Raw genomic sequence first — 20,403 nt, 5'->3', positions numbered from 1 at the left:
AAGCAACGGTCCGATGCAGGCGCGCATGCCGTCAGGCTGGTCGCGGTCAGCATGGCGATTGATGCCGCCAGGCCGAGCACCATCAACCTCGACCCCGGATGAGTCCCTGAAGTCTTCACCCAGAAACCTCCTCGACTCCGTTGATCACATCAGGCAGGCTATGCCTGTGGTCAGTCGAGAACGTTCGCGGCTCGCAACGCGGCCCGAAGCCCTGCGGCTCCTTCGAAATGGTGCACAGGCATGCCGATCATCTCTGCGCCGGCGAGCTTGCTGGCGGAGTCGTCAGTGAAGAACACTTCCTGGGGTGCGAGCTGCATCGCGTCAAGCACGTGCCGGAACGCCCGCACGTCGGGCTTCGTCCTCCCGATCTCCGCAGAGTTGAAGACGGCCTCGAAGTGGGAGCCGAGGTTGATCGAAGCGATCTCGTCTGGAATCGTGTCGGTCCCGTTGGTCAGGATGGCAGTGCGGATGCCGCTCGCTCGCAGTTCATCGACAAGACCGAGCACCTCCTCGTCGACATGGAAGGGCTGACTCCCCCACGCCTCAGCAGCCTCGGCGTTGCCGAGCTCGACGCCGACGCGCTCGACCCACTCGCGGCGAGAGATGCGGCCGGTCGTCACCAGTTCGAGGTGATGTCGAGCGAAGGCGATGGCGTCGATCGAACCGCGTTCGAGTTCGTGGGCCCGCTCGATGCTCGCAACCGTCTCGGCGTCGAAGTGACGGACGACTCCATCGAGGTCGAAGAGCACGGAACGGATGGAAGGCATCGGATCACGATATCGGTCGACATCGCAGCGGCGTGGAGATAGGACAGCCGATAGCGACGACAGATTCGCGCCGAACCAAGCACAAACACTCGCACGGTCCCTATGATCGCGAGATGGACACTGGTGACGTCATTGGTCTCATTAGCGGCATCGCTGCGATCGCCGCAGCTGGGGTCGCCATCTGGCACGCACTTGATGCTCGACGGGCTCGTGACGAGGCGAAGAAATCCAGCGCCCAGGCGGCCGCACTAGCGGAGAAGTCCAATGCCGCGTGGCAGCGCATCGCCGACGCTCAAGAGGTGGTAGCTCAGGCGCATAGGCCGAAGGCATGGAGTGTACCGAAGCCGGGATCTGGCGATTTGTGGACCATCCGAAACACCTCTGAACGAGCAATCATCGTCGACCGAATCGATGTCAAGCCAGCGGACGCTCAGCCACTACTCGAAGTCGAAAACCCTCTACCTGGCCGATTCCGGGCTGGGGAACTCCTCGAGCTCTTTGCGAGGTCCCGTTACACGCTCGCAATTCGCATGATCACGATCGTTTGGAGGTTCGAGGACGAGTCCGAGAGTCACAGCTCCACGCGCACACTCGATGCACGAGCACCCTCTCGGTGATAGTCGCGGTCCGACTACCTTCAATCCTTATACCGTCGAACGGCCTCTCGAATACCGTCGGCATGAGCATAGATCTCGTCCAACTCTTCGATCGGATGCCGAGTCTCGACCTTGCTTTCGTCGAGCAGGCCGAGGTACTTCTGCTTGCCGTTGAAATGGAGGCGAGCCACTGGCTTCCTGTTGTTGTCATCAAGCAGGACGGCGAAATAGCTTTTCGCATCTCGGTGGGTCACTCGCTGCGGCTTCACCTCGCCGCACGCGATGGCTTTCACAATCTGATACCCCTCGAGCTCCTCAAGAGTCGTCTCAATCTCGGTGTCCCGGTCGAGGTCTGCCTCAACGACCTCCGCGCTCGTCGTGGTCGGAGCTACCTCTGCGTGGGTGATACCGCTGACCCCAAGCGCAGTCTTGAGGCGGTCGTTGACCCGCTCGGTGAGGAACTGCTGCGCTGCTTTGCTCACGAGCGTCGTGAACTGCTGACGAACCTTCTGGGTGTAAGACCCCTCGTACACGCGGGTCGCGAAGAACTTGATCCACTCGTCGCTCGGCTCACGGAACTGCGCGGCGATCTCTCGCTTGAGCGCACCGATGTACTTGAGCTCTTCCGCAGCGCTGATGATCGAGTCCAGGTCGAAGCTCTCCTTGCTGAGCTTCTGAATCTCGTGAATGAGAGTCTCGTCGATATCCAGCAGGTCGAGGACGAGGAACGGCTTGGCGTCCATTCGGTTCGGTGCATCGAGATCGGTGTAGAAGTGCCAGACGACGCCGTTCGTCAAGACTGCAATCCGGGCATTGGTGACCGCGAAGTAGCGGAACAGCTGCGACGCGTGCTCGATCTTGAGGGCGCCCATCGACGGCTTGCACTCGATGAGGATCTGAACTTCGCCATCGCGCATGATGGCGTAGTCGACCTTCTCGCCCTTCTTGGTTCCCACGTCCGCCGTGAACTCCGGGACGACCTCCAGCGGGTCGAACACGTCGTATCCGAGGATGGTCGAGATGAACGGCATCACGAAGGCGTTCTTCGTCGCCTCCTCTGTCCCGATTGCCGTTGCCTGGTTCTTCACCTTGGTTGCCAGGGAATCGAGACGCTCCGAGAACTCCACGGTTACTCCGCTCATCGTTGAACACGCATTCATCCAGACGATAGCGGAATGCCGGGACATCGGGAGCGCCGGCGGAGTCATCCGTCGGCGTTTGACACAACTGATTCAGCCCCGATCAACCGCGAGTGCGTCATGATCAAAGATGTGCCCACCGGTGGGCCGCAACGGAAAGGCAAGATCTATGGGCGACGCAGACCTGAGCGAGATCGAGATTGTCAGTGACGGAGATGGGATCGCCCTGATCGGGTCGTCATCCTCGATCGAGATGTTCCTGACGTCGAATGGACTCGAGTCTCGCGAGTTGGACTTGCCCAGGCTGAGCACGATCTTCGGCGGAGGCGCCGCAGTCACCAAGGCCGGTTCTGAGGTTGCCACGAACTCGGGCCGTTGGATGAAACTCACGGAAGAGTCGTGGACGGCCGCGCAGAAGCTGCCCAAGGTGACTAACTCATCGACCGGTAACCTGCATGCCACACTTCGAGCACCCAACGGACAGTTTGCGGAGAACCTCCAGTTCCTCAAGACGCCAGGGGCGATGCTCACGAACCCGGCGATGCTCGCCGGGGTTGCAGGGATCATGGCTCAGGTCGCGATGCAGCAGACCATGGACGAAATCACGGACTACCTCGCCATCATCGACGAGAAGGTCGACGACGTCCTACGAGCCCAGAAGGACGCGGTCCTCGCTGACATGATCGGCGTCGACATGATGCTCGAAGAGGCGATGACGATTCGCAAGGAAGTCGGAGGCGTCTCTGAAGTGACCTGGTCCAAGGTGCAAGGGAGCTCGATGACGATCGCCCGCACTCAGGCGTATGCACTGCGTCAGATCGACGCGCTCGCCGAGAAGCTTGAGAGCAAGTCGGTGAGCGACCTCGCCGACGCGTCAAAGAAGGCCGACCGCCAAGTGCAGGATTGGCTAGCCGTGCTCGCGCACTGCTTCTACCTGCAGGAGGCGATGGGAGTAATCGAGCTCGACAGGGTCTTCAAATCGTCGCCGGAAGAACTCGATCAGCATAGAGTCGCATTGCGGACGGCCCGAGGGAACCGCGCAGATCTGATCGCGCGCACCACTCGACAGCTCCTCGACCGGATGGATGGGGCGGCCTCGATCGCGAACTCGAAAGTCCTTCTCAACCCGATCGAGTCGCCGACAATCGTGCGGTCGCGAAACAAAGTCGCTGTTGCGGTCGGTGATTTCCACACGCGCGTCGGCATCGAGGCCGCCGCAGAATCGCTGGAGTCGCGGCGCTGGGCGTCGGCGGTTGTTGACGCCCGGGACGGTCTGCTTAGAGCAGGCGGCGATGGAGTGGGTGCAGCCCGCCGGATCGGCGCCGACGGTGTCGGCGCCGCCGCTCGTGTCGGCACCGAGGGCGTCGACAAGGCGAAGGAGATCGCAGGATCCTTTGCAGGTCTCGCCGGCCGCACGTTCCGGCGGCGCGGTTCGAAGGACGAGCCCCACGAGTGAACGACACCCCTACAGCCGACCACGGTGACGCAATCGCCATGACGTACATCGGGCAGTTCGCCATGCCGAAGCCCGTGCGCATCACCGGACGCAGTTCGAGCATCACGAACTCGTTCGTGAACGGTGTGATCCCCGTCGTCGTGCCGTCAGAAGCCGAGGTTCGCGAGGCTCTTGAGATCCTGGGGATGCTCGAACGAATCACCTGCTCGTATTGCGGCGACACAAGCACGGAGTGGGATCACCTCCGCCCTCTCGTCGAAAAGCAGCGACCCACGGGGTATATCTCGGAGATCCACAATCTCGTACCGGCGTGCGGCAAGTGCAACCAGAGCAAGGGCAACAAGCATTGGCTCAGTTGGATGCGCAGCACCGCTCGTCTATCCCCAACGGCTCGGGGCATCGCTGACATCGAGGAGCGGATAGCGAGACTGCAGGAGTACGAGGACCGCGGCGTTCCTATAAAGATCGACTTCGAAGCAGCCGCTGGCGTCGACCTGTGGGAGATGCATTGGGCCCACCACAGGAAGCTCCTGGAACTCATGCGCGTAGCCGACGAGGAAGCACAGGAGATCCGAGTACGGGTCCGAGCGGCGTATACCGAGCAGCGCGCCGCGCTCGACTGAAGCAGCCACCCCGATCATTCGCGGCTTGCTTCGGATGCGCGACCACTGCGCGCCCGGGGCAAATGCGGTGATCGAAGTGCCGATAGTCACGGGATGACGATGACCTTCGCCGTGATCGGTTCGTCAGCCCCCTGACGTGTGCAGCGCCGGAAGCTCGGTGAGGGGGGATGCGCGGAGTAACCTGCAGCGCGAGCACCCCACTATCAACCAGCGCCACGAACTCGGCAAGGTTCTCCGCATCACTCCGGACGAACACGATGACGCACGTCAGCGAACATCTGCGGGCGGAACCGCGACGGAGAGCGGCACGTCAAGCACAGGCAACTGCAAGGAACAACAGACGCTAGCCACCTCGGCATGCCGACTCTTGTCTAGTTCCCGCTCTCACCGAGCTTAGCGCTCGGCTTACAGCCCCAAGATTCAGCCACACGCGATCACGGCCGCGGCGAGCGATCAAGCGCTCAGCCGCGAACCGTGACCATGTCAAGCGGAATTGCCAGCGCGGATCCTAATACTCCGCATATCATCGATGATAAATTCCAGAAATCCATCTTCGCTCAGCGAGGAATCGCCGTTGCGAAACGGAAAACTCTCCCATTGCGTGCGCCCCGTCCGCGAAGAAGTCCGATGCCACTTCTGAACATCCGTGCCAGAACGAACTGAAGCGCTCGCTGAGTTTTCAGAATTGCTTCGGTTCTTGACCTGAAGCGACTCCCATTTCAGACCCGCGCGTCGGCTGGGACGAATAAAATCGATGAACCGCACGGTCTCGCCGGCGCACCACACCCAATCGTCGTCCCCCAGCTTCGCGAAGATATATCGCTCTAGAAGACTCCCAACAGCATTCTCGGCCACCATCGCGCGTCGATGGGCTTGAATCTGAGCCGCGAGTAGATCGGCTGTTACTTGGAACCCATGCTCCATCACGACCGCCACGGCCGGGTCGGGAGCCGTAGCCGGTTCAGGCAGGTTTCTCGGTTCCATCCCGCGCACGAAGCGTTGAGCGAGCTTGTCAAGGTAAGGAGGGGTTCCAAAGCTGGGCGGCTTCTTCCCCTGAAACTTCGGTGCTACATCGGGATTGTCGCGGAGAAAAAGTACGATCTTCTCGAAATGCGCGACCAACTCGGGCGCATGTTCGATCATCGCCACTCGGGCTTCTTCATCTACACCTGGCATGTTCCCCCCTGACCTCGGTCGCTCGCCCATCGGCCGAGTGCAACATCCAATATATGACCCCCACCACCTGTCACGAAGCGAAAGTCGGGTCGCCCGGTACACGCCGATCGGATCGACGCACCTCGCGAACGCCGTCGACCCGACACTGAGTGCTCCCACTTGCTGACAGGGCGCGCCGACGACAAGCCAAGGGGATAGAGTTAGGCGCATGATTGACGCCCAGGTCAGGTCAGAGATTCTCGACGAATTTGTCAGTTGCATCCGACGTACCCTAGGTCGGCTCGAGTCGACCGACACGCTGCGGCCCTTCCACGCTGCCTTGCTGACGCCTGAAGCTATCGCATGGAGTCGGTTGGAGCGCTCCTTCTCAACTTCGTTCGGTCAATCGGTAATCGAAAAGATCTCGAGGCTAGTGTGCGTAGGGGCTGGTGCAACCGCAGCGAGCAATCAGCATGAGACCCAAGTGACTCTCACAACTACCCAGTGGGATGAGGCTGAGAGAATCAATCGGGAAGCGCGAACTGCGGGGTCGGGCTACAAGCCGAATTGGTCACACGACCTAGCCCGTATGCGGACGGCAGGGGCGTTCGGCGTTCCCGACACTCGACGTGTGATCTCGGATTTGCACTGGGAAGAGTCAGGAGTACATCATTTCGCGAGCATCAAGACAGTCATGCCCAATATCGACCAGACTGCGCAAGCGAAGCTCGACCTTCTGCATCTGGCCACCGAAGACCAAGATCGAGAAGTGCATTTCGGGCTATATTACAATCCATTCGGCGAAGAGCCAGAGGATTATTTTTGGGGGCCCGCAGCTCGACTTTTTGACCTCGTGAATGATCCGCCCGTTCTGGTGGGCAGCGCTTACTGGGACGCACTAGGTGGCGGTGGCACCTATGGTGAGATCCTTAGCATTGCGGCACAAGCTGGTCACATCACTCGCCCCGACGTGCTCGCATACGGGAATCGAGTAGCGGCAGATTACGATGGCCGCATTCCGGATTCTGTCCCACCAGCACCCGACATATAGCGACTGCGGGGGGGATCAGCCTCACGCTCCCGCAGGTAAAAATGATCACTTCACTTGGAAAAGATCCTTTTCGCTGGTGTTTCGGTAACGCGAATACGGGAAATCCGGGTACTCCGCGGGCTGTGCGCCCTGGCTGTGTGCCACGAGAGAACGGCCGATGGCCTCGCCGAGCGAAAGCGGGACCGCATTCCCCAGCTGTCGATACTGCTCCTTGACTGGCCCCTCCAGCCGCCAAGAATCAGGGAATTCCTGCAGGCGACCATACTCCTGCACACTCAGCGGACGAAGCTCTTCTGGATGAGCAAGGTCAGTGGCCGGCATCGTAGGTGACGTAACGAGCGTCGGTGACGGCTTATCCCAAGCGACGCGTCGATAGAAACCCGTTTTTCCGCCGCCGCTATCGAAGGAACGCCCCATCGCGTCACGCTGCACCTCGCTCGGGAGGTCTTTCCAATACTGCCCATCACCCAGCATGCGGTAGTACTTCAGCCTCGACGCGGGAAACTCGAGATGATCATGTTGAGTGATCCCGGCTACGGCCTCTCGAAATGTTCTCCACCGAGGTAGGCCAAGTTGTCCCGCCTCAGCGTGAGTTGGCTGCAGGTGCGGAACCCGCTCGCCATCACGCGAACCGATGATAACCACACGCTCCCGCTTCTGCGGCGCACCATAGTTCGCTGCATTATAGAGGTTAAACGAGACTACGTACCCCGCTGCTTCCATAATGCGCGTCACGTATCCAATCACTCCTGCACGAGATTGGTATTCGAAAGGTATTTCAACGCCATTATGAGTAGAACCGCGAGCTACCGCCATCGACAGTAGTCCTCGCACATTCTCAATGACAAAGTATTTGGGCCTGATCTCGCGAATGATGTCCAAGAATCGCAGGAAGACGTTTCCTCGCGTGTCGGACATGCCCTTTCTTCTCCCCGCCGTGCTGAACGCCTGGCAGGGCGGCCCCCCTGCAACTACGTCGACCCCGCCGACTTCGAGGCCCGCCAGCTGAAGCATCTCTTCAGGCGAGTACTTCCATACATCACCGATCACCGGGAGTTGGGGCCTGTTCGCGTGAATAGAGGCTCGGCACCAAAGATCAACGTCGCTCGCGAAAACCGTCTGAAGGCCGGCCCGTTCCATGCCAAGATCGAGCCCCATCGCGCCGGAAAAGAAGCTCATGACCTTAAGATTTGTGTCCCCACCCACGGGGACGGAGGGTCGCACCGCCACGCCCGTGTCCACCGCGTGCTGCTCGACGGCGCGGCTCTCGAGCAGCCACGTCCTCCCCAGCTGCCGCCCCGCGAGAACACCTGCGCGCGCAAGCGCACGAACTCGCTGCGGCGTCACTCTCAGCGTTACCGCGGCGCGATCGACGTCCATGAGATCATTTGGTCTGGCGTGTGTTTCTTCCACGAAACTCAGTCTATTCCAGAGCCAACTAGCGAACGTCAACCACGACAGGCGTGTCCAGCGCTTCGCAGTGGTGCGAGCCAACCGCGGTGGAGGCCCGGCCGATTGCGGCCCGCGTCTTGCCCGCACTGCCCGCTGTCTTGGAGCAATGCGAGACTCAGCCGAAGACTGATCGCACAGACGAAGACGACATTCACGTTGACAGTCCGTTCCAGTCGGTAATGGTGCATCCGGCGTACACTAACTCATAAGTAGACGCACCGTTGCGAAACCCCAGCCTCAAGGAGCTCGACCATGGCCCTCACCGCACACTCCACCATCGGCGACTGGCTGAACGACCCGACCGGCGGGCCGCTCATCCGCGGACTCTTCCAGCAGACGGGCGCCGACCCCGAGCTCCTCACCCCCGTGCTCGGACTGCCACTGCAGCAGCTCGTCGCGATGAGCCAGGGCGCGATGCCGCAGTCCGTCGTCGACGACCTCGTCCGCGCAGCCAACGGCGGGGAACTCCCCGACGAGGAGGTAGCCCCCGAGGTTCCAACCGGAGCCCGCTTCGCTGGCAAGACCGTGATCGTCACGGGCGCGGCGTCCGGAATCGGCAAGGCCACCGCCACCCGCATCGCCCGTGAAGGCGGACGCGTCATCGCGTCCGACATCGCCTCTGACAAGCTCGACGCCCTGAAGGCCGAGCTGCCGGATGCCGAAATCACCACCGTCGCCGGAGACCTCACCAAACAGGATGCGATCGACGCCGTCATCGACGCCGCGGGCGACACGATCGACGCCCTCGCGAACGTCGCCGGCATCAATGACGACTTCTCCCCCGCAGGCGAGACGACAGATGCCGTCTGGGACCGCGTCATCGCCATCAACCTCACCGCCCCGTTCAAGCTCATGCGCGCGGTGCTGCCGATCATGGAGAAGGCCGGCCGCGGCTCGATCCTCAACGTCTCGAGCGAAGCGGGCCTGCGCGGCAACGCGTCGGGCAACGCCTACACGGCCAGCAAGCACGGCATCATCGGCGTCACGAAGTCCGCGGCGTTCATGTACGGACCGAAGGGCATCCGCGTGAACTCCGTCGCTCCAGGTGGCGTCGCCACCGGCATCCCGATGCCCCCGCACATGTCGGAGTACGGCTCCGGTCGCCTTGCCCCGTTCCAGCAGGCGATCCCGACGGTTGCCACCGCCGAGCAGCTCGCCGCGTCGATCACGTTCCTGCTGTCGGACGACGGCGTGAACATCAACGGTGCCGTGCTGGCATCCGATGGCGGATGGTCGGTGCAGTAAGCACCGCGATGACCACGCCCCTGCCGACCCGAACGGCAGGGGCTTACTGTCACGCCGGTCATCTATGCGTCATGCATCCCTCCTGTTCAGCACGTCCCCTGTGAACGCATATGCAGGGAAGAGGCATATAGATTGGGGCTGTGGCCTCGATGGATTGGTGTCTCATGTTCGCCCCTGCCATCTGCGTGGCTTGGGACGACAGCTTCCAGTTTTGGGAAGTGATCGCCTCCAGTGCGCTCGCCATTCTGGTTATGGTTTGGACCATCCGTGCTAGCGTGGCCGCTTCGTTGGCTGCTACGCAAAAGACAATCGATGCGAGTATCGAGGCGGAGGAGCGAGCACGAGAACTTCGGCAAGCAGACCGAAACGAGCAGGCTCGGGTTCGAGAAATGCAGGACGCTCGTGATGATGCCTTGCGCTCGGAACAGGTCAAGGAGCGGGAGCGTCATGCTCGCGTGACCATGGCTCAGTCCCTCGCGGAAGCAGCCATCAGGGTAGAACGGGCTCTTCCCGATGATGAAGACTGGACCCCTGCTCGCGATGCATGGCGAGGGCTCGGCATAACGTTCCAGTCAAGCCTGATCGACGGCGCGGCGACGATTTACGACTATGCGGACCATCTCATCGACGTCGCAGCCGTGACCGCTACGAAACGGTTGCACCACGAAGACTTTGTCAGGTACAACTACGCGACGCAGTTCACGAATCGCCTTCGAACCACACTCGTCAGCTGGGCGAAATCCGGCGTTTTTCCTGCCGAAGAATTGGAAGAGTTGGAATCTCTCCGCTCCGCACGGACGGAACGTGAAACTAGAGACAGAGCGGTACTAGGCGAGCTATTGGGTCTCATCTCGGCAACTGATCCGTACGCCCGCCCACTACAATCTGTCACCGACGAAGCTGATGACCGGGACGAGCAGAACCCCAAACCCCGAGACGATTCGTCCGGATAGATTTGTCCTCGCATCGCGGCGAGTAAACGGCGGTCACGCCGTCTCCCTTGCGACGGCCGGTCGACCACAGGTGAGGGGCCGGCGCGGCAACGCATGCACAGCCAGCAAGCACGGCACCATCGGCGTCACGAAGGCCGCGGCGTTCATGTGCGGACCGGAGGGCATCCGCGTGACCTCCGTCGCTCCGGGCGGCGTCGCCACCGGCACCCCGAAGCCCCCGAACATGTTGGAGTACAGCTCCCGGTCGGCTGGCCTCGTTTAAGCAGGCGATTCCAACCGTCGCGATTGCCAAGCGTCTCGCTGCGTCGCGGTTGAGTCAGTTGCCTGGCGCGCGACGGGCCATCATGTCAGCGCGGCGGGCGTCAGCGACGTAGACGTCGTCTAGGACAAACCGGGCGATGACAAGCGCGTCATCCGCATCCTCCTGAGTGGGTACATCATCGATGTCCCCGTGTGCCATGTCGTTTCCAAGGATGCGCAGCGCGTGCGCCATGTCTTTCGTGCCACGTCGGATGTGACCTTGCTCATCAAGCTGGTTGATCTTGCTCACAAGCGAGCCGCTCTCGATACCGCGATCTTTGGCTGTCGCTTCGATGACGCTGCGCACGAGGAGAAGCACTGCTCTGTACGCAGAAATACTGAAAGCGTCCTGCGCCTCTCTGAAGAATCCCGCTACGCCGTCGGGAATGAAGGCGGTGTCCACGGGGCGCATCGGCGGGGGCGACCACGACGAAATGAGCATTGCCTCTCCCTCGCTTACGGCCTCCGCTGCCGTGAGGATCTTGCCGTACTCCAGGACACGCTGAGCATTCTTGCTAACCCCATTAGCGGTATTGAACCGTTGGCACGCGTCGCATGTTGCGGCAACCTCCAGCCTGTACGTGTAGCCGTCGGAATCTAAGCGATCGCTGTTGACACGCCCGGTGCGGGCGGTGAAATGAGTCTGATTGCCGCAAAATGCGCATGTGCCTGAGAGCATGCGCACATGCTATCGGCGGTGGGCGACCGTTTGGCTCCGAGCGAGAGGGGAAATGTAGCGCGTGTCTCGATGTCGACCTGTCGGGCGTCACGAAGTCTCGAGTAGAGTCGATGGCGGATATTGCCAGTGCTGTGGGGGCATCTGATCGCTTTTGATCCTACGGCGATGAAGTCGTTGCACACTGGGCTCGGGGCGTCAAAGCAATGCCTGGCGACGAGCGAATCCCGAAACGCTGAACTCCCAGTAGCCGCCCCTGCGTTCCACTCAGCGGCACTGCGAACCTGCGTATGAGCCGCGGCCTACCAGCCACCTCCCCAACGACGACTGCGTTGAACCCGCGCCAAGCCTCGCCCTCACATCTCCCCTCAGTACCCTGGCTCCCATGAAGAAGCTCCCCGCGCTCGCGTCGCTCGCCGTCGGCATCCTGCTGCTCTCCGGGTGCTCGCAGGCGTCGACCCTCGCAGCCTGCGGCCAGGTCGCGGCAGAGGCCGTGCAGGTGGCCGGAGTTATGGAGAGCGTCAGCTCGCCGACGCCCGAGGCTGCGCAGGCGGCGCTCACGGAAGTGCGAGCCGTCGCCGAGAGGATCCGCGCGATCGACGGCCCCGAGGAGTTCGCCACCCTCCGCGATGCCTGGACGACGAGCATCAACGCGTTCGCCACCGAGGGCGAGAAGGCCATCGCAGGCGACGTCAGCGGCATGGATGCGGCATCCACCGAGCTGCGCACGGCGACCGACGCGATGGTCGCCTACTGCACCCCCTGACCGCCTTCCGTCACTCGTCCTGCGCGACGGTCATCGCGATCTCGAAGCTGTCGCCGATCACGCGACCGCCGTCGAAGACGGGCTCCTCATCGAACGTCTCGAGAACACGAGGATCCTGCGTGGCGGCAGCCGTCCCGCGGTCACGCGTCTCGCGCGACGGCCAGGTCGTGATCGTCACGACGACCGACTCTCCGGCACTCGTTCCCACGAGGTCGGCGATGCTGTGGAGCTCGCCAGCTTCGTATGACGTGCCCTCCGCATGGAAGTCAGCAGGGTCGGTCGCGCCCGCCTGCCAGTAGTCGACGACGCTGATCGCCCCGTGATCGCGGTACACCTTCGCCATCCGCGTCGAGAAGTCCAGGTAGGTGGCTTTGCGTTCCGTCGGCACCGGAACGACGGTGATATCGGCGATGACCATCTCAGCTCCCGTCGTCAGCGTCGAGCACCCGCGGCGAGGGCCGGTCGACGGACTCCCTATTGTCGCCAGACTTGGCCTACCGCGCGATACCCCGCAGCAGCCGCGTCACCGTCTCCTCGACGCGCTCAGCGCTTCACCATCTCGGGTTCGCACGCGGGCCGCACTCAGTTGCGATTCAATCCCCAGCGGCGCGAATCGAGCGCACGCTTGTAGTGATCCTCGGCCTCATTGACATCTCGCTCAGGCGTAGCCGGATCGAAGACTCGAAGGATTGAGTAACGGAAGGTCGATGGTTCGAGGTTCCGCAACTCGACGTTGCCGCCGTGCCCGTTGGACGCGTACACCGCCCAACGCTGACGAATGCTCTCCGCCCCATCGGCCTTACCCACGTAGTGACGACCGTCTCGAGTATCAGCGATGAGGTAGATCCCCTTCACCGAAGCCAGTGCGGTGCGCCATGACGCGTACCGGTGATCCCGCATGACCGCCTGAAGCTGGGGGTAGTCGAGAACCAGGCCATCGAATCCGGGGAACGGAATCGGCTTCGCATCTGCGATCTCCAAGACGGGGTACGGAGCGGCCGTCACACCGTTGATCCACCAGGCTCGTGGAGACTTCCAGCCGATGACGAGCCTGTTTCGCATGTCGGCCATCTGCTCCGACACCGTCAGGGTAAACGCGCGCTGCCTGCCGTCGTTCCAGGTCTCACCGTGGTTCTCGACGACCGACCAGAATCGAGCACGCCCGCCATCCTCACGGATGAAGACAACCCAGTATCGCGGAGGCATGACGGGGAAGACTCGTTGTTTCGCGCTCTGCCGACTCGTGTAATACAGGATCTCATCGTCGGTGGAATCCGCATGGATGCCGTGAAGCCCGGTGTCCTCGTGTTCACGCACATAGGCGTGACGAATCACCATGGCATCCTCAGACCGGATATCGGCGCTTCGGAGAATCCAATCGAGCGTGAGCATCAGAGCACGCCGATCACTGTTTTGCGAGGCGGACCGTCATCGTCGTGCCGAGAGCCGTGAGCTCATACGACAGTTCACCGTCGGTGTAGGTGAAGGTCTTCGTGTCATCACTTGACGCCATGAGAGCGTTGTCCGTTTTGGTCTTGTCGTTCACGGAGTCCCACGTGAACGACGTCGATCCATCGGCCGGGACCTCGACCGTTCCGGCCCAGTAGATCGCCTGCATATCGGGGCTGTTCCAGAAGACTTCGATGGTCTGCCCGGTGATGGTGGCCGACTGGAAGCTGTCTTCAGCGCCGGAGTTCGTCTGCTTCCACTCTCCACTCAGATCGACGGGCTCGGGAGCCTCTTCGACCTCCTCGACCTGTTCAACCTGCTCGGTAGGTGCTGACGTCGAGTCTGCCGTCGAGTCTGCGGCAGGTGCGCTGCAGGAGGCGAGAAGGAAGACGGCAGCGAGAGCTGCCGCGAGGCGCAGTGGAGTTTTCATCGGCCTCAACATATCGGCTGGCCTGGCCGCAGAATGGCGTCGTTACCGCTTCGCAACGAGCAGAACGAAGGACCTCTACCGCGCGATACCCCGCAACAACCGCGTCACCGTCTCTTCGACCCGCTCCGCACTCAACGGCTGACCGATCAACGCCGCATACGATGCCATGGCGATGAGCTGGTCGGCAATCGCGTCGGCATCCACGTCTGCCCGCACCTGTCCATCGACCTGTCCGCGCGCGATCCGCTCGGCGACCCACGAGCGGATCGGCGCCGCGAGCCGCTCGTTCAGCGCGAGCCCGAGTTCATGGTCAGTGGCGGTCACCGCGATCAGTGCCCGGGCGAGCGCCACACCCTCGGGCGTCGCGAGCCCTGCAGACATCGCCGAGAACCACGCATGCAGGTCAGCCCGGATGTCGTCGCTCGTCGCGACGGATGCATCCGCGAGAGGCAGCTCGCCTTCGAGCAGCGCCTCGCCGAGGATCGCCGCCTTCGACGGCCACCACCGGTAGATCGTCTGCTTCGCGACGCCCGCCGACTCTGCGAGCCCCTCGATCGTCACGGCCTCGTATGACCCGCCCACGACGGCGGCGCGCATCGCCTCGAGCACCGACTGGCGCGCGGCTTCACTTCGGGGACGGGGCACCAGACAAGGCTACTCAGGTGGGAGACCGCTACTCTCCGCGGTGGTGGCGGCGCCATGGAGGCTAGAGTCCCTTCATGGGGGAATCTGTGGCCGGCGAGACATCCGCACAACGCGTTCCGGCCCTCGCCCTCACTGTCTTCGGCTTCGTGCTCTTCCCTTCGGTGATGGCGGCCGTGCAGGTGGTGATGCTGCTCCCTCACCTGCCAGACTCACGAGCCTCCATCGGTTGGCTCGTGCCGATCATCATGATTCCGACGGTCATCACGGGCATCGTCTCGGGTCTGACCGCAGCGCTCGGCGCATACATCGGCAGGGTCATGTCGACGAACGCGACCGACGGGTCAGGTGGCTGGAAGGTCAGCGCTGGCGCGGGCCTCGGAGGAGCTCTGGGCAGCGTGCCGTTCCTGTTCTACGTGGCCTGGTGGTACCAGAACGGCCCCGGGCCATGGATCCTCGTCCTCGGGTACGTCGCGATCTTCGGCGCCTATGCGGGGTTCGCTGCCCTCGTGATCAGGCGCAGACGCCTGTCCGCGTGACTCACGTCGACGCCTTGGAGGTCGCTTCGAGCCTCGCGCGGATCTGACGTTTCGCGCTCGACAGTCGAGATCGGGCGGTCGACGGGTTGATCCGCAGCACGGCCGCCGCTTCATGCGAACGCAGACCGTCCCAGTAGACGAGCCGCACGAGCTCGGCATCATCGGCGCTGAGCGACTCGATCGCTTCCCTGACCTCGACTGACAGGACGTCGCTGTCAGACACCGAATGCATCGACCGCGCATCGTTGATGAACCGTTGGACGGCCGCTGAGCGACGGGCGAGCGAGCGTCGCGAATTCAGCAGCACGTTCCGCGCGGTGGCGAACAGCCACATCCGGGCATCGAGCTCATCGGCCGGCATCTTGCGCCTGATCTTCCACGCGGTGAGGAGCAACTCGCCATAGGCCTCAGCAGCGTCGGATGCGTTCAGAAGCCGTCGCTGAAAGTAGCGAGACAGATCCTCGCCGTTTCGACGTATGAGGGCCTCGAACAGAGCCGCTGATTCATCGCCGCCCATCAACGGCATTCCGTCGACTGCGAGTAGAGGCTGACCTCGTGTCCCGGCGACATCTCATGCCCGCGAGCCTCGAGTTCAGCGAACAGCGTCTCGGCGACGACGCGGTTGACGGCATCGCGCGTGATCTCGGTATCGCTGGCCTCGATCGGACTCAGCTCACCGTCTTCGTCGACCGCATTCGCGTAGTCGTCGCGCACCGCCGCCTCTGCAGCCGTGAGATCGAGTGCGTCGAGATCCATCGTGTCGACGATCGTCTTCGCGTCCTGCACGATGGGGTCGTCTTCGGCCAGGCCTTCCCACTTGACCAGGAAGCCTTGGAAACAGGCCGAGCCGTCGGCGCCCTCGATGTTGAAGACATTGTCGGCGACCCATCCCCACGGCGTTTCATTGCCGCCCCCGGCCATCGCGACCGAGCCGCCGCCGATGGCCACGATGCCGGCGATCGCTCCGACCGCCCAGCGCATGCCTCGTCCTCGACGCGCCTTGGCCTCGTGCATGATTCGTGTGCTGTGAGCATCGAGGTTGTGGTGCGCCGTCACCTGCGGCGCGGCCTCGCGCAGGAGCGCTCCCAGTTCACTGTCGTTCATCAGTGCAAGCCTTTCTCACGGACGTCTTTTGTGCAGTACATGTCCGCACGGCTGCGTGTTGTCCGAGCTGCCTGAAACTCGCCGGGCATTCTGCCCCCGGCGCGCTCACAGACGCGGCCGATACCTCTGCATCCCCGGGGGCCTGACTGGGTGAGAAGACCCAGAAGGCGGAATCGTTACGGTGGAGCCATGAGTAACGACGTTCACAATGTGCTGGCGGCTCTGTCCACCATCTCGGATCCATGGCAGCCCCACCGCCTGACCAGCATCAACGACTACGACGTGAAGGTCGTCAAGATTCACGGCGAGTTCGTGTGGCACACGCATCCCGACACAGACGAGCTCTTCTTCGTCGTGAGCGGCGAGTTGACGATTCAGCTCCGTGATCGCGACGTCGTTCTCGGGCCTCAGGACATCTTCGTCGTCCCCAAGGGTGTCGAGCACTGCCCCAAGGCGGAGAACGAGGTTCAGGCGCTGCTGTTCGAGCCGCAGGGAACGGTCAACACCGGCGACGCCGGAGGGGACATGACCTCGCCCCTTCGCGAACTGGGCGACGATGACCGATCTGATCGGGAGTGACGGATGCTGATTCGACACCGCGACCTCGAACCGTCGGTCGATCCGGACGCATACGTGGCTTCGTCAGCCATGCTCATCGGTGACGTCAGAGTCGCTGCCGGTGCTCGCGTACTCCACGGTGCGGTCCTCAGCGGTGAAGACGGGTTCGTGTCCATCGGCGAAGACACCGTCATCATGGAGCACGCCCTCGTGCGGGGCAGGGCCACACACCCGGCAGTGGTGGGAACCGCCGTCATGGTCGGCCCCCACACGCACATCAACGGCAGCACCGTCGAAGACGAGGCGTTCATCGCCACCGGCGCATCACTGTTCCCAGGGAGTGTGATCGGTGCAGGTGCCGAGGTGCGGATCAACGGCGTCGTGCAGGTGAACACCACCGTCGGTCCTGGCATGGTCGTGCCGATCGGCTGGGTCGCCGTGGGGAACCCGGCCCACATTCTGCCGGCTGAACGCCACGACGAGATCTGGGAGATTCAACGGAAGTTGGACTTTGTCGGCACCGTCTATGGGGTCGGCAACGACGTGTCGATGCGTGACGTGATGCGCAGCCAATCGCAGTTCTACGGCCACCACCACGACGACGTCGCCCTCGATCAGCGCTGACGGCCATTCTCGGTGGCCGTGACCAGTTGATCGGGGTGGAGTCGAACCCGACTCGGCGGTAGAGGGTGAGCCTTGTTCCCAGCGTGCTCAGGAACCGCCCGGAGACCGATACCGCTGCATCACCGCCCCCGAAGCGAACTCCCGCCGTTCCACCAGTTCGAGCCGCACCCGCTCGCTCAGTCCCTCCAGCAACCGCGGACCGTGCCCCGCGAGTACCGGATGCACGACGAACGTGTACTCGTCGATCAGCCCCAGCTCGGCCAACGCGAGCGGCAGCGTGACGCCGCCGACCGACAGCCCGTCACCCGGCTGCGCCTTGAGCGCGCGCACCGCATCGCCCAGATCGCCCTGCATCAGCTCGGCGTTCCAGTCGACCCTGTCGAGCGTGCTCGACACGACGTGTTTCGGCACCCGGTCGATGGCGTCGGCGAACGGGATCTCCCACTCGTCCATCCAGTCGGGCCACACTCCGGATGCCGGGCGACGCCAGGCCGACTGCATCATCTCGTACGTGGTTCTGCCGTAGAGCACGGCATCCGCCCGCTGCATCTCGGCGGTCCAGAAGCCCATCAGCTCCTCGTCGGGCGCGACCCCCGCCTCGTGGTGCACGCAGCCGTCGACCGTGACGTTGATCGAGTAGCGCAGTGGTCTCATCTCGCCGATCTCCTTCGATGCGGGCGGTGGTGGTGGTAGGACAGGTTGAGCGAAACTGGCACCGAGGGTCAACCCGCGCCTTCGACGGGTGCCCCAGCGGCGCTTGCGGCAGCCTCCAAGTACATCGCCAGATTCTGCTCTGCCGTTTCCAGTTGCTCAGCTGTCAGTGACCGACCACCCCACTCGCGTTCCAGCTCCGACCGCAGCTCCGCACTTTCTGCGTCTGCTAGATCACGGAAGTACTTTGCGAGCGCTACCGCGCTGCGCACGTCTGCAGCCCCCACAGGTAGTCCTGTATGCAGCGCTCCAAGGCCGCGAAAAACGCCGTCTCGGCCGAACGACACGGTTACGACGGCCTGGCCGCTGTCTACCGAGTGTGCAACCCTTCGGTTTCGAATATCGATAACGGCATCATGCCGCTGTCTCTGCTCCTTGGAAAGCCGATCAACATATGGTCGAAGATTCGCTCTGGGGTTGCTGGGTTCCCTCGACCTCCCGGTCTGAAACCCGCGTCCGTAGGCGATGACCAACGCGTTGAAGAGATTGAAATCGAAGTCGCCTCCGTCTATGCGCTTCTCAAGGATCTCGCCAATCGTAATGACGGAGTCGAGGTCGGCCACACAGTCCTGGAGGTCGAGTAGACGCCACGTCTGCGAAAGAGGAAGCTGAAATATGAACGCGTCCTCAATCGGGCGGAGCGTGCCATCATCAGCCAAGAGAACAAAAGGAGGTGGAGACCAAATCAGTTCAGTGGATTCACTCACACCGAGCAATCTACATCCTTCCCAATCACGGCAGCCCGACAAGCTCGTCCAGCGTCATCGCCTGCATCCCGGCTACAGCTAGCACCATCAGGCTCACCTGCGGGCACGGCGCTCTAGAGATCGACGCGTGCGACGTGGGCATCAGCACTCCACGACGTTCACCGCGAGACCGCCGCGACTCGTCTCCTTGTACTTGTCGCTCATGTCGGCGCCGGTCTGGCGCATCGTCTCGATCACGGCATCCAGCGACACCACGTGGCTGCCGTCGCCGTGCAGGGCGAGGCGGGCAGCGGTGACGGCGGTCGACGCGGCGACGGCGTTGCGCTCGATGCAGGGGATCTGCACGAGCCCAGCGATCGGGTCGCACGTGAGCCCGAGGTGGTGCTCCATCGCGATCTCGGCCGCGTTCTCGACCTGCTGTGGGGTTCCTCCGAGCACGGCGCACAGCCCCGCGGCCGCCATCGCGCACGCGGACCCGACCTCGGCCTGGCATCCGCCCTCGGCACCCGAGATCGACGCGTTCGCCTTGATCAGCGAGCCGATCGCCGCTGCGGTCAGCAGGAACGTCCGCACGCCCTCGGCATCCGCCCCGGGCTCGAACCGCGAGTAGTACATGAGCACGGCGGGCAGGATGCCGGCCGCACCGTTCGTGGGTGCGGTGACGACCCGTCCGCCACCGGCGTTCTCTTCGTTGACGGCGAGCGCGAACACCTGCAGCCAGTCGGCGGTGACGGTGCGCCCGGACTCCTCGGCGCGCAGGATGCTGTCGCGCATGCGGCGCGCTCGGCGCGGCACTCCGAGACCACCGGGCAGCGTGCCCTCGGCATCCATCCCGGCCTCGACGCACCCGCGCATTGCGGTCCAGATCGCGTCGAGCCCTGCGTCGATATCCTCGGAGCTCCGGTGCGCGAACTCGCCGGCCCGGGCGATGTCGGCGATCGAGCGCTCCTCACCGCACAGCGCCAGCAGCTCGGCCGCCGTGCGGAACATCGGGAGGCGTTCGGGCGCCGAGACGACCTCGCTCTCGACGGCCCCACCCACGCGCTCGATGAACCCGCCGCCGACCGACAGGTAGGTCTCCTCGGCGATCGACATCCCGCCGTCCCCGAAAGCGCGGATCACGAGCGTGTTCGGGTGCCCCTCCGGCCGCGTGAACGGGTCGAGCACGACATCCGAGCTGTCGAACGCCACCGGCACCGCCGAACAGCAACGGCGACCCCGCCGGATGCCCCGACCACGCGCCGCGCACGGACGCCGGATCGCACGTCTCAGGGTCCAGACCGGCCAACCCCGCGACCACGGCATCCGGGGTCCCGTGGCCGAGCCCGGTCGCCGCGAGCGACCCGTACAGCACCACCTCGACGCGACGGATGCCGGACGGATACTGCGCCAGCACGCGCCGCGCGAAGTCGCGCCCGGCGCGCATCGGCCCCACCGTGTGGGACGACGAGGGGCCGATA

General features: G+C 63.2%; 23 protein-coding genes and 1 pseudogene. 10 read left to right on the top strand and 14 right to left on the bottom strand.

From position 1 onward, the window contains the following. Positions 1–170 precede the first annotated feature (170 nt). Entirely contained in the window at positions 171–767 is a 597-nt protein-coding gene (locus RTM68_RS06825; RefSeq protein ID WP_312169481.1) for an HAD-IA family hydrolase, read from the bottom strand. A 637-nt stretch (positions 768–1,404) separates the two neighbouring features. Beyond that, positions 1,405–2,490 carry a type I restriction endonuclease gene (locus RTM68_RS06820; protein WP_312169480.1) on the bottom strand — a complete coding sequence of 362 codons (1,086 nt, stop codon included), beginning with the start codon at positions 2,488–2,490 and terminating at the stop codon, positions 1,405–1,407. Between the two features lie 181 nt (positions 2,491–2,671). Between RTM68_RS06820 and RTM68_RS06815 the strand changes: the two genes are divergently transcribed. Together RTM68_RS06815 and RTM68_RS06810 are read left to right on the top strand one after the other, a co-directional pair. Continuing rightward, positions 2,672–3,958, top strand: coding sequence for a hypothetical protein (locus RTM68_RS06815; protein ID WP_312169479.1), 1,287 nt, complete (start codon positions 2,672–2,674; stop codon positions 3,956–3,958). Positions 3,959–4,032: 74 nt separating this feature from the next. Continuing rightward, the gene (locus RTM68_RS06810) at positions 4,033–4,581 is read left to right on the top strand and encodes an HNH endonuclease (protein ID WP_312169477.1); all 549 of its coding nucleotides are present in this window, start codon (positions 4,033–4,035) and stop codon (positions 4,579–4,581) included. A 483-nt stretch (positions 4,582–5,064) separates the two neighbouring features. Here the strand turns inward: RTM68_RS06810 and RTM68_RS06805 are convergent, their stop codons facing one another. Beyond that, on the bottom strand, positions 5,065–5,724 hold the full coding sequence (locus RTM68_RS06805; RefSeq protein ID WP_312169509.1) for a SinI family restriction endonuclease: 660 nt from the start codon (positions 5,722–5,724) through the stop codon (positions 5,065–5,067). Between the two features lie 241 nt (positions 5,725–5,965). On the opposite strand from RTM68_RS06805, the gene RTM68_RS06800 reads away from it, so the two are divergent. Beyond that, positions 5,966–6,787 carry a TdeIII family type II restriction endonuclease gene (locus tag RTM68_RS06800; RefSeq protein ID WP_312169475.1) on the top strand — a complete coding sequence of 274 codons (822 nt, stop codon included), beginning with the start codon at positions 5,966–5,968 and terminating at the stop codon, positions 6,785–6,787. A gap of 45 nt (positions 6,788–6,832) precedes the next feature. Here the strand turns inward: RTM68_RS06800 and RTM68_RS06795 are convergent, their stop codons facing one another. Continuing rightward, positions 6,833–8,200, bottom strand: coding sequence for a DNA cytosine methyltransferase (locus RTM68_RS06795; protein ID WP_312169474.1), 1,368 nt, complete (start codon positions 8,198–8,200; stop codon positions 6,833–6,835). Positions 8,201–8,491: 291 nt separating this feature from the next. On the opposite strand from RTM68_RS06795, the gene RTM68_RS06790 reads away from it, so the two are divergent. The 3 genes from RTM68_RS06790 to RTM68_RS06780 all read left to right on the top strand — a co-directional run bounded on the left by RTM68_RS06790 (position 8,492) and on the right by RTM68_RS06780 (position 10,699). Beyond that, the gene (locus tag RTM68_RS06790) at positions 8,492–9,484 is read left to right on the top strand and encodes an SDR family NAD(P)-dependent oxidoreductase (protein WP_312169472.1); all 993 of its coding nucleotides are present in this window, start codon (positions 8,492–8,494) and stop codon (positions 9,482–9,484) included. Positions 9,485–9,624: 140 nt separating this feature from the next. Continuing rightward, positions 9,625–10,437, top strand: coding sequence for a hypothetical protein (locus RTM68_RS06785; RefSeq protein WP_312169470.1), 813 nt, complete (start codon positions 9,625–9,627; stop codon positions 10,435–10,437). Next, positions 10,388–10,699: an SDR family oxidoreductase gene (locus RTM68_RS06780; protein ID WP_312169469.1), complete on the top strand. Its 312-nt coding sequence runs from the start codon at positions 10,388–10,390 to the stop codon at positions 10,697–10,699. The genes RTM68_RS06785 and RTM68_RS06780 overlap by 50 nt, the downstream gene beginning before the upstream one ends. Positions 10,700–10,753: 54 nt before the next feature. Here the strand turns inward: RTM68_RS06780 and RTM68_RS06775 are convergent, their stop codons facing one another. After that, on the bottom strand, positions 10,754–11,416 hold the full coding sequence (locus RTM68_RS06775) for a DUF4145 domain-containing protein (protein WP_312169468.1): 663 nt from the start codon (positions 11,414–11,416) through the stop codon (positions 10,754–10,756). A gap of 382 nt (positions 11,417–11,798) precedes the next feature. On the opposite strand from RTM68_RS06775, the gene RTM68_RS06770 reads away from it, so the two are divergent. After that, positions 11,799–12,179: a hypothetical protein gene (locus tag RTM68_RS06770; RefSeq protein WP_312169467.1), complete on the top strand. Its 381-nt coding sequence runs from the start codon at positions 11,799–11,801 to the stop codon at positions 12,177–12,179. Between the two features lie 10 nt (positions 12,180–12,189). Here the strand turns inward: RTM68_RS06770 and RTM68_RS06765 are convergent, their stop codons facing one another. From RTM68_RS06765 to RTM68_RS06750, 4 genes are all read right to left on the bottom strand, one after another. Continuing rightward, entirely contained in the window at positions 12,190–12,597 is a 408-nt protein-coding gene (locus RTM68_RS06765; protein ID WP_312169466.1) for a DUF1428 family protein, read from the bottom strand. 164 nt (positions 12,598–12,761) lie between these two features. Further along, positions 12,762–13,571, bottom strand: coding sequence for a GIY-YIG nuclease family protein (locus RTM68_RS06760; RefSeq protein ID WP_312169465.1), 810 nt, complete (start codon positions 13,569–13,571; stop codon positions 12,762–12,764). Between the two features lie 13 nt (positions 13,572–13,584). Continuing rightward, entirely contained in the window at positions 13,585–14,058 is a 474-nt protein-coding gene (locus tag RTM68_RS06755; protein WP_312169463.1) for a hypothetical protein, read from the bottom strand. 75 nt (positions 14,059–14,133) lie between these two features. After that, entirely contained in the window at positions 14,134–14,703 is a 570-nt protein-coding gene (locus RTM68_RS06750; RefSeq protein ID WP_312169462.1) for a TetR/AcrR family transcriptional regulator, read from the bottom strand. 74 nt (positions 14,704–14,777) lie between these two features. Here RTM68_RS06750 and RTM68_RS06745 point away from each other — a divergent pair, with 74 nt between their 5' ends. Then, positions 14,778–15,239: a hypothetical protein gene (locus tag RTM68_RS06745; RefSeq protein ID WP_312169461.1), complete on the top strand. Its 462-nt coding sequence runs from the start codon at positions 14,778–14,780 to the stop codon at positions 15,237–15,239. Position 15,240: 1 nt separating this feature from the next. On the opposite strand, the gene RTM68_RS06740 is transcribed toward RTM68_RS06745, so the two are convergent. Both RTM68_RS06740 and RTM68_RS06735 read right to left on the bottom strand, forming a co-directional pair. Then, positions 15,241–15,756 (bottom strand): sigma-70 family RNA polymerase sigma factor, encoded by a 516-nt coding sequence (locus RTM68_RS06740; RefSeq protein ID WP_312169460.1) that lies wholly within the window; start codon positions 15,754–15,756, stop codon positions 15,241–15,243. After that, positions 15,756–16,343, bottom strand: a complete 588-nt coding sequence (locus tag RTM68_RS06735; protein WP_312169459.1) for a hypothetical protein — start codon at positions 16,341–16,343, stop codon at positions 15,756–15,758. The genes RTM68_RS06740 and RTM68_RS06735 overlap by 1 nt, the downstream gene beginning before the upstream one ends. A 189-nt stretch (positions 16,344–16,532) precedes the next feature. On the opposite strand from RTM68_RS06735, the gene RTM68_RS06730 reads away from it, so the two are divergent. Together RTM68_RS06730 and RTM68_RS06725 are read left to right on the top strand one after the other, a co-directional pair. Beyond that, on the top strand, positions 16,533–16,922 hold the full coding sequence (locus tag RTM68_RS06730; RefSeq protein ID WP_312169458.1) for a cupin domain-containing protein: 390 nt from the start codon (positions 16,533–16,535) through the stop codon (positions 16,920–16,922). 174 nt (positions 16,923–17,096) lie between these two features. Next, entirely contained in the window at positions 17,097–17,525 is a 429-nt protein-coding gene (locus tag RTM68_RS06725) for a gamma carbonic anhydrase family protein (protein WP_312169456.1), read from the top strand. Between the two features lie 87 nt (positions 17,526–17,612). Here RTM68_RS06725 and RTM68_RS06720 read toward each other — a convergent pair whose 3' ends face one another. The 3 genes and pseudogenes from RTM68_RS06720 to RTM68_RS06710 form a co-directional block, all read right to left on the bottom strand. Next, positions 17,613–18,179: a dihydrofolate reductase family protein gene (locus tag RTM68_RS06720; RefSeq protein WP_312169454.1), complete on the bottom strand. Its 567-nt coding sequence runs from the start codon at positions 18,177–18,179 to the stop codon at positions 17,613–17,615. A 68-nt stretch (positions 18,180–18,247) separates the two neighbouring features. Then, positions 18,248–18,943, bottom strand: a complete 696-nt coding sequence (locus RTM68_RS06715; RefSeq protein WP_312169452.1) for a hypothetical protein — start codon at positions 18,941–18,943, stop codon at positions 18,248–18,250. A gap of 141 nt (positions 18,944–19,084) precedes the next feature. Continuing rightward, a pseudogene (locus RTM68_RS06710) lies at positions 19,085–20,402 on the bottom strand (L-serine ammonia-lyase). Position 20,403: the final 1 nt, after the last annotated feature.

It is taken from the genome of Microbacterium sp., assembly GCF_031988965.1.
GTDB lineage: Bacteria > Actinomycetota > Actinomycetes > Actinomycetales > Microbacteriaceae > Microbacterium.
Note: the sequence above shows the minus strand (reverse complement) of the source record. Positions and strands in the feature narration are given on the sequence as shown.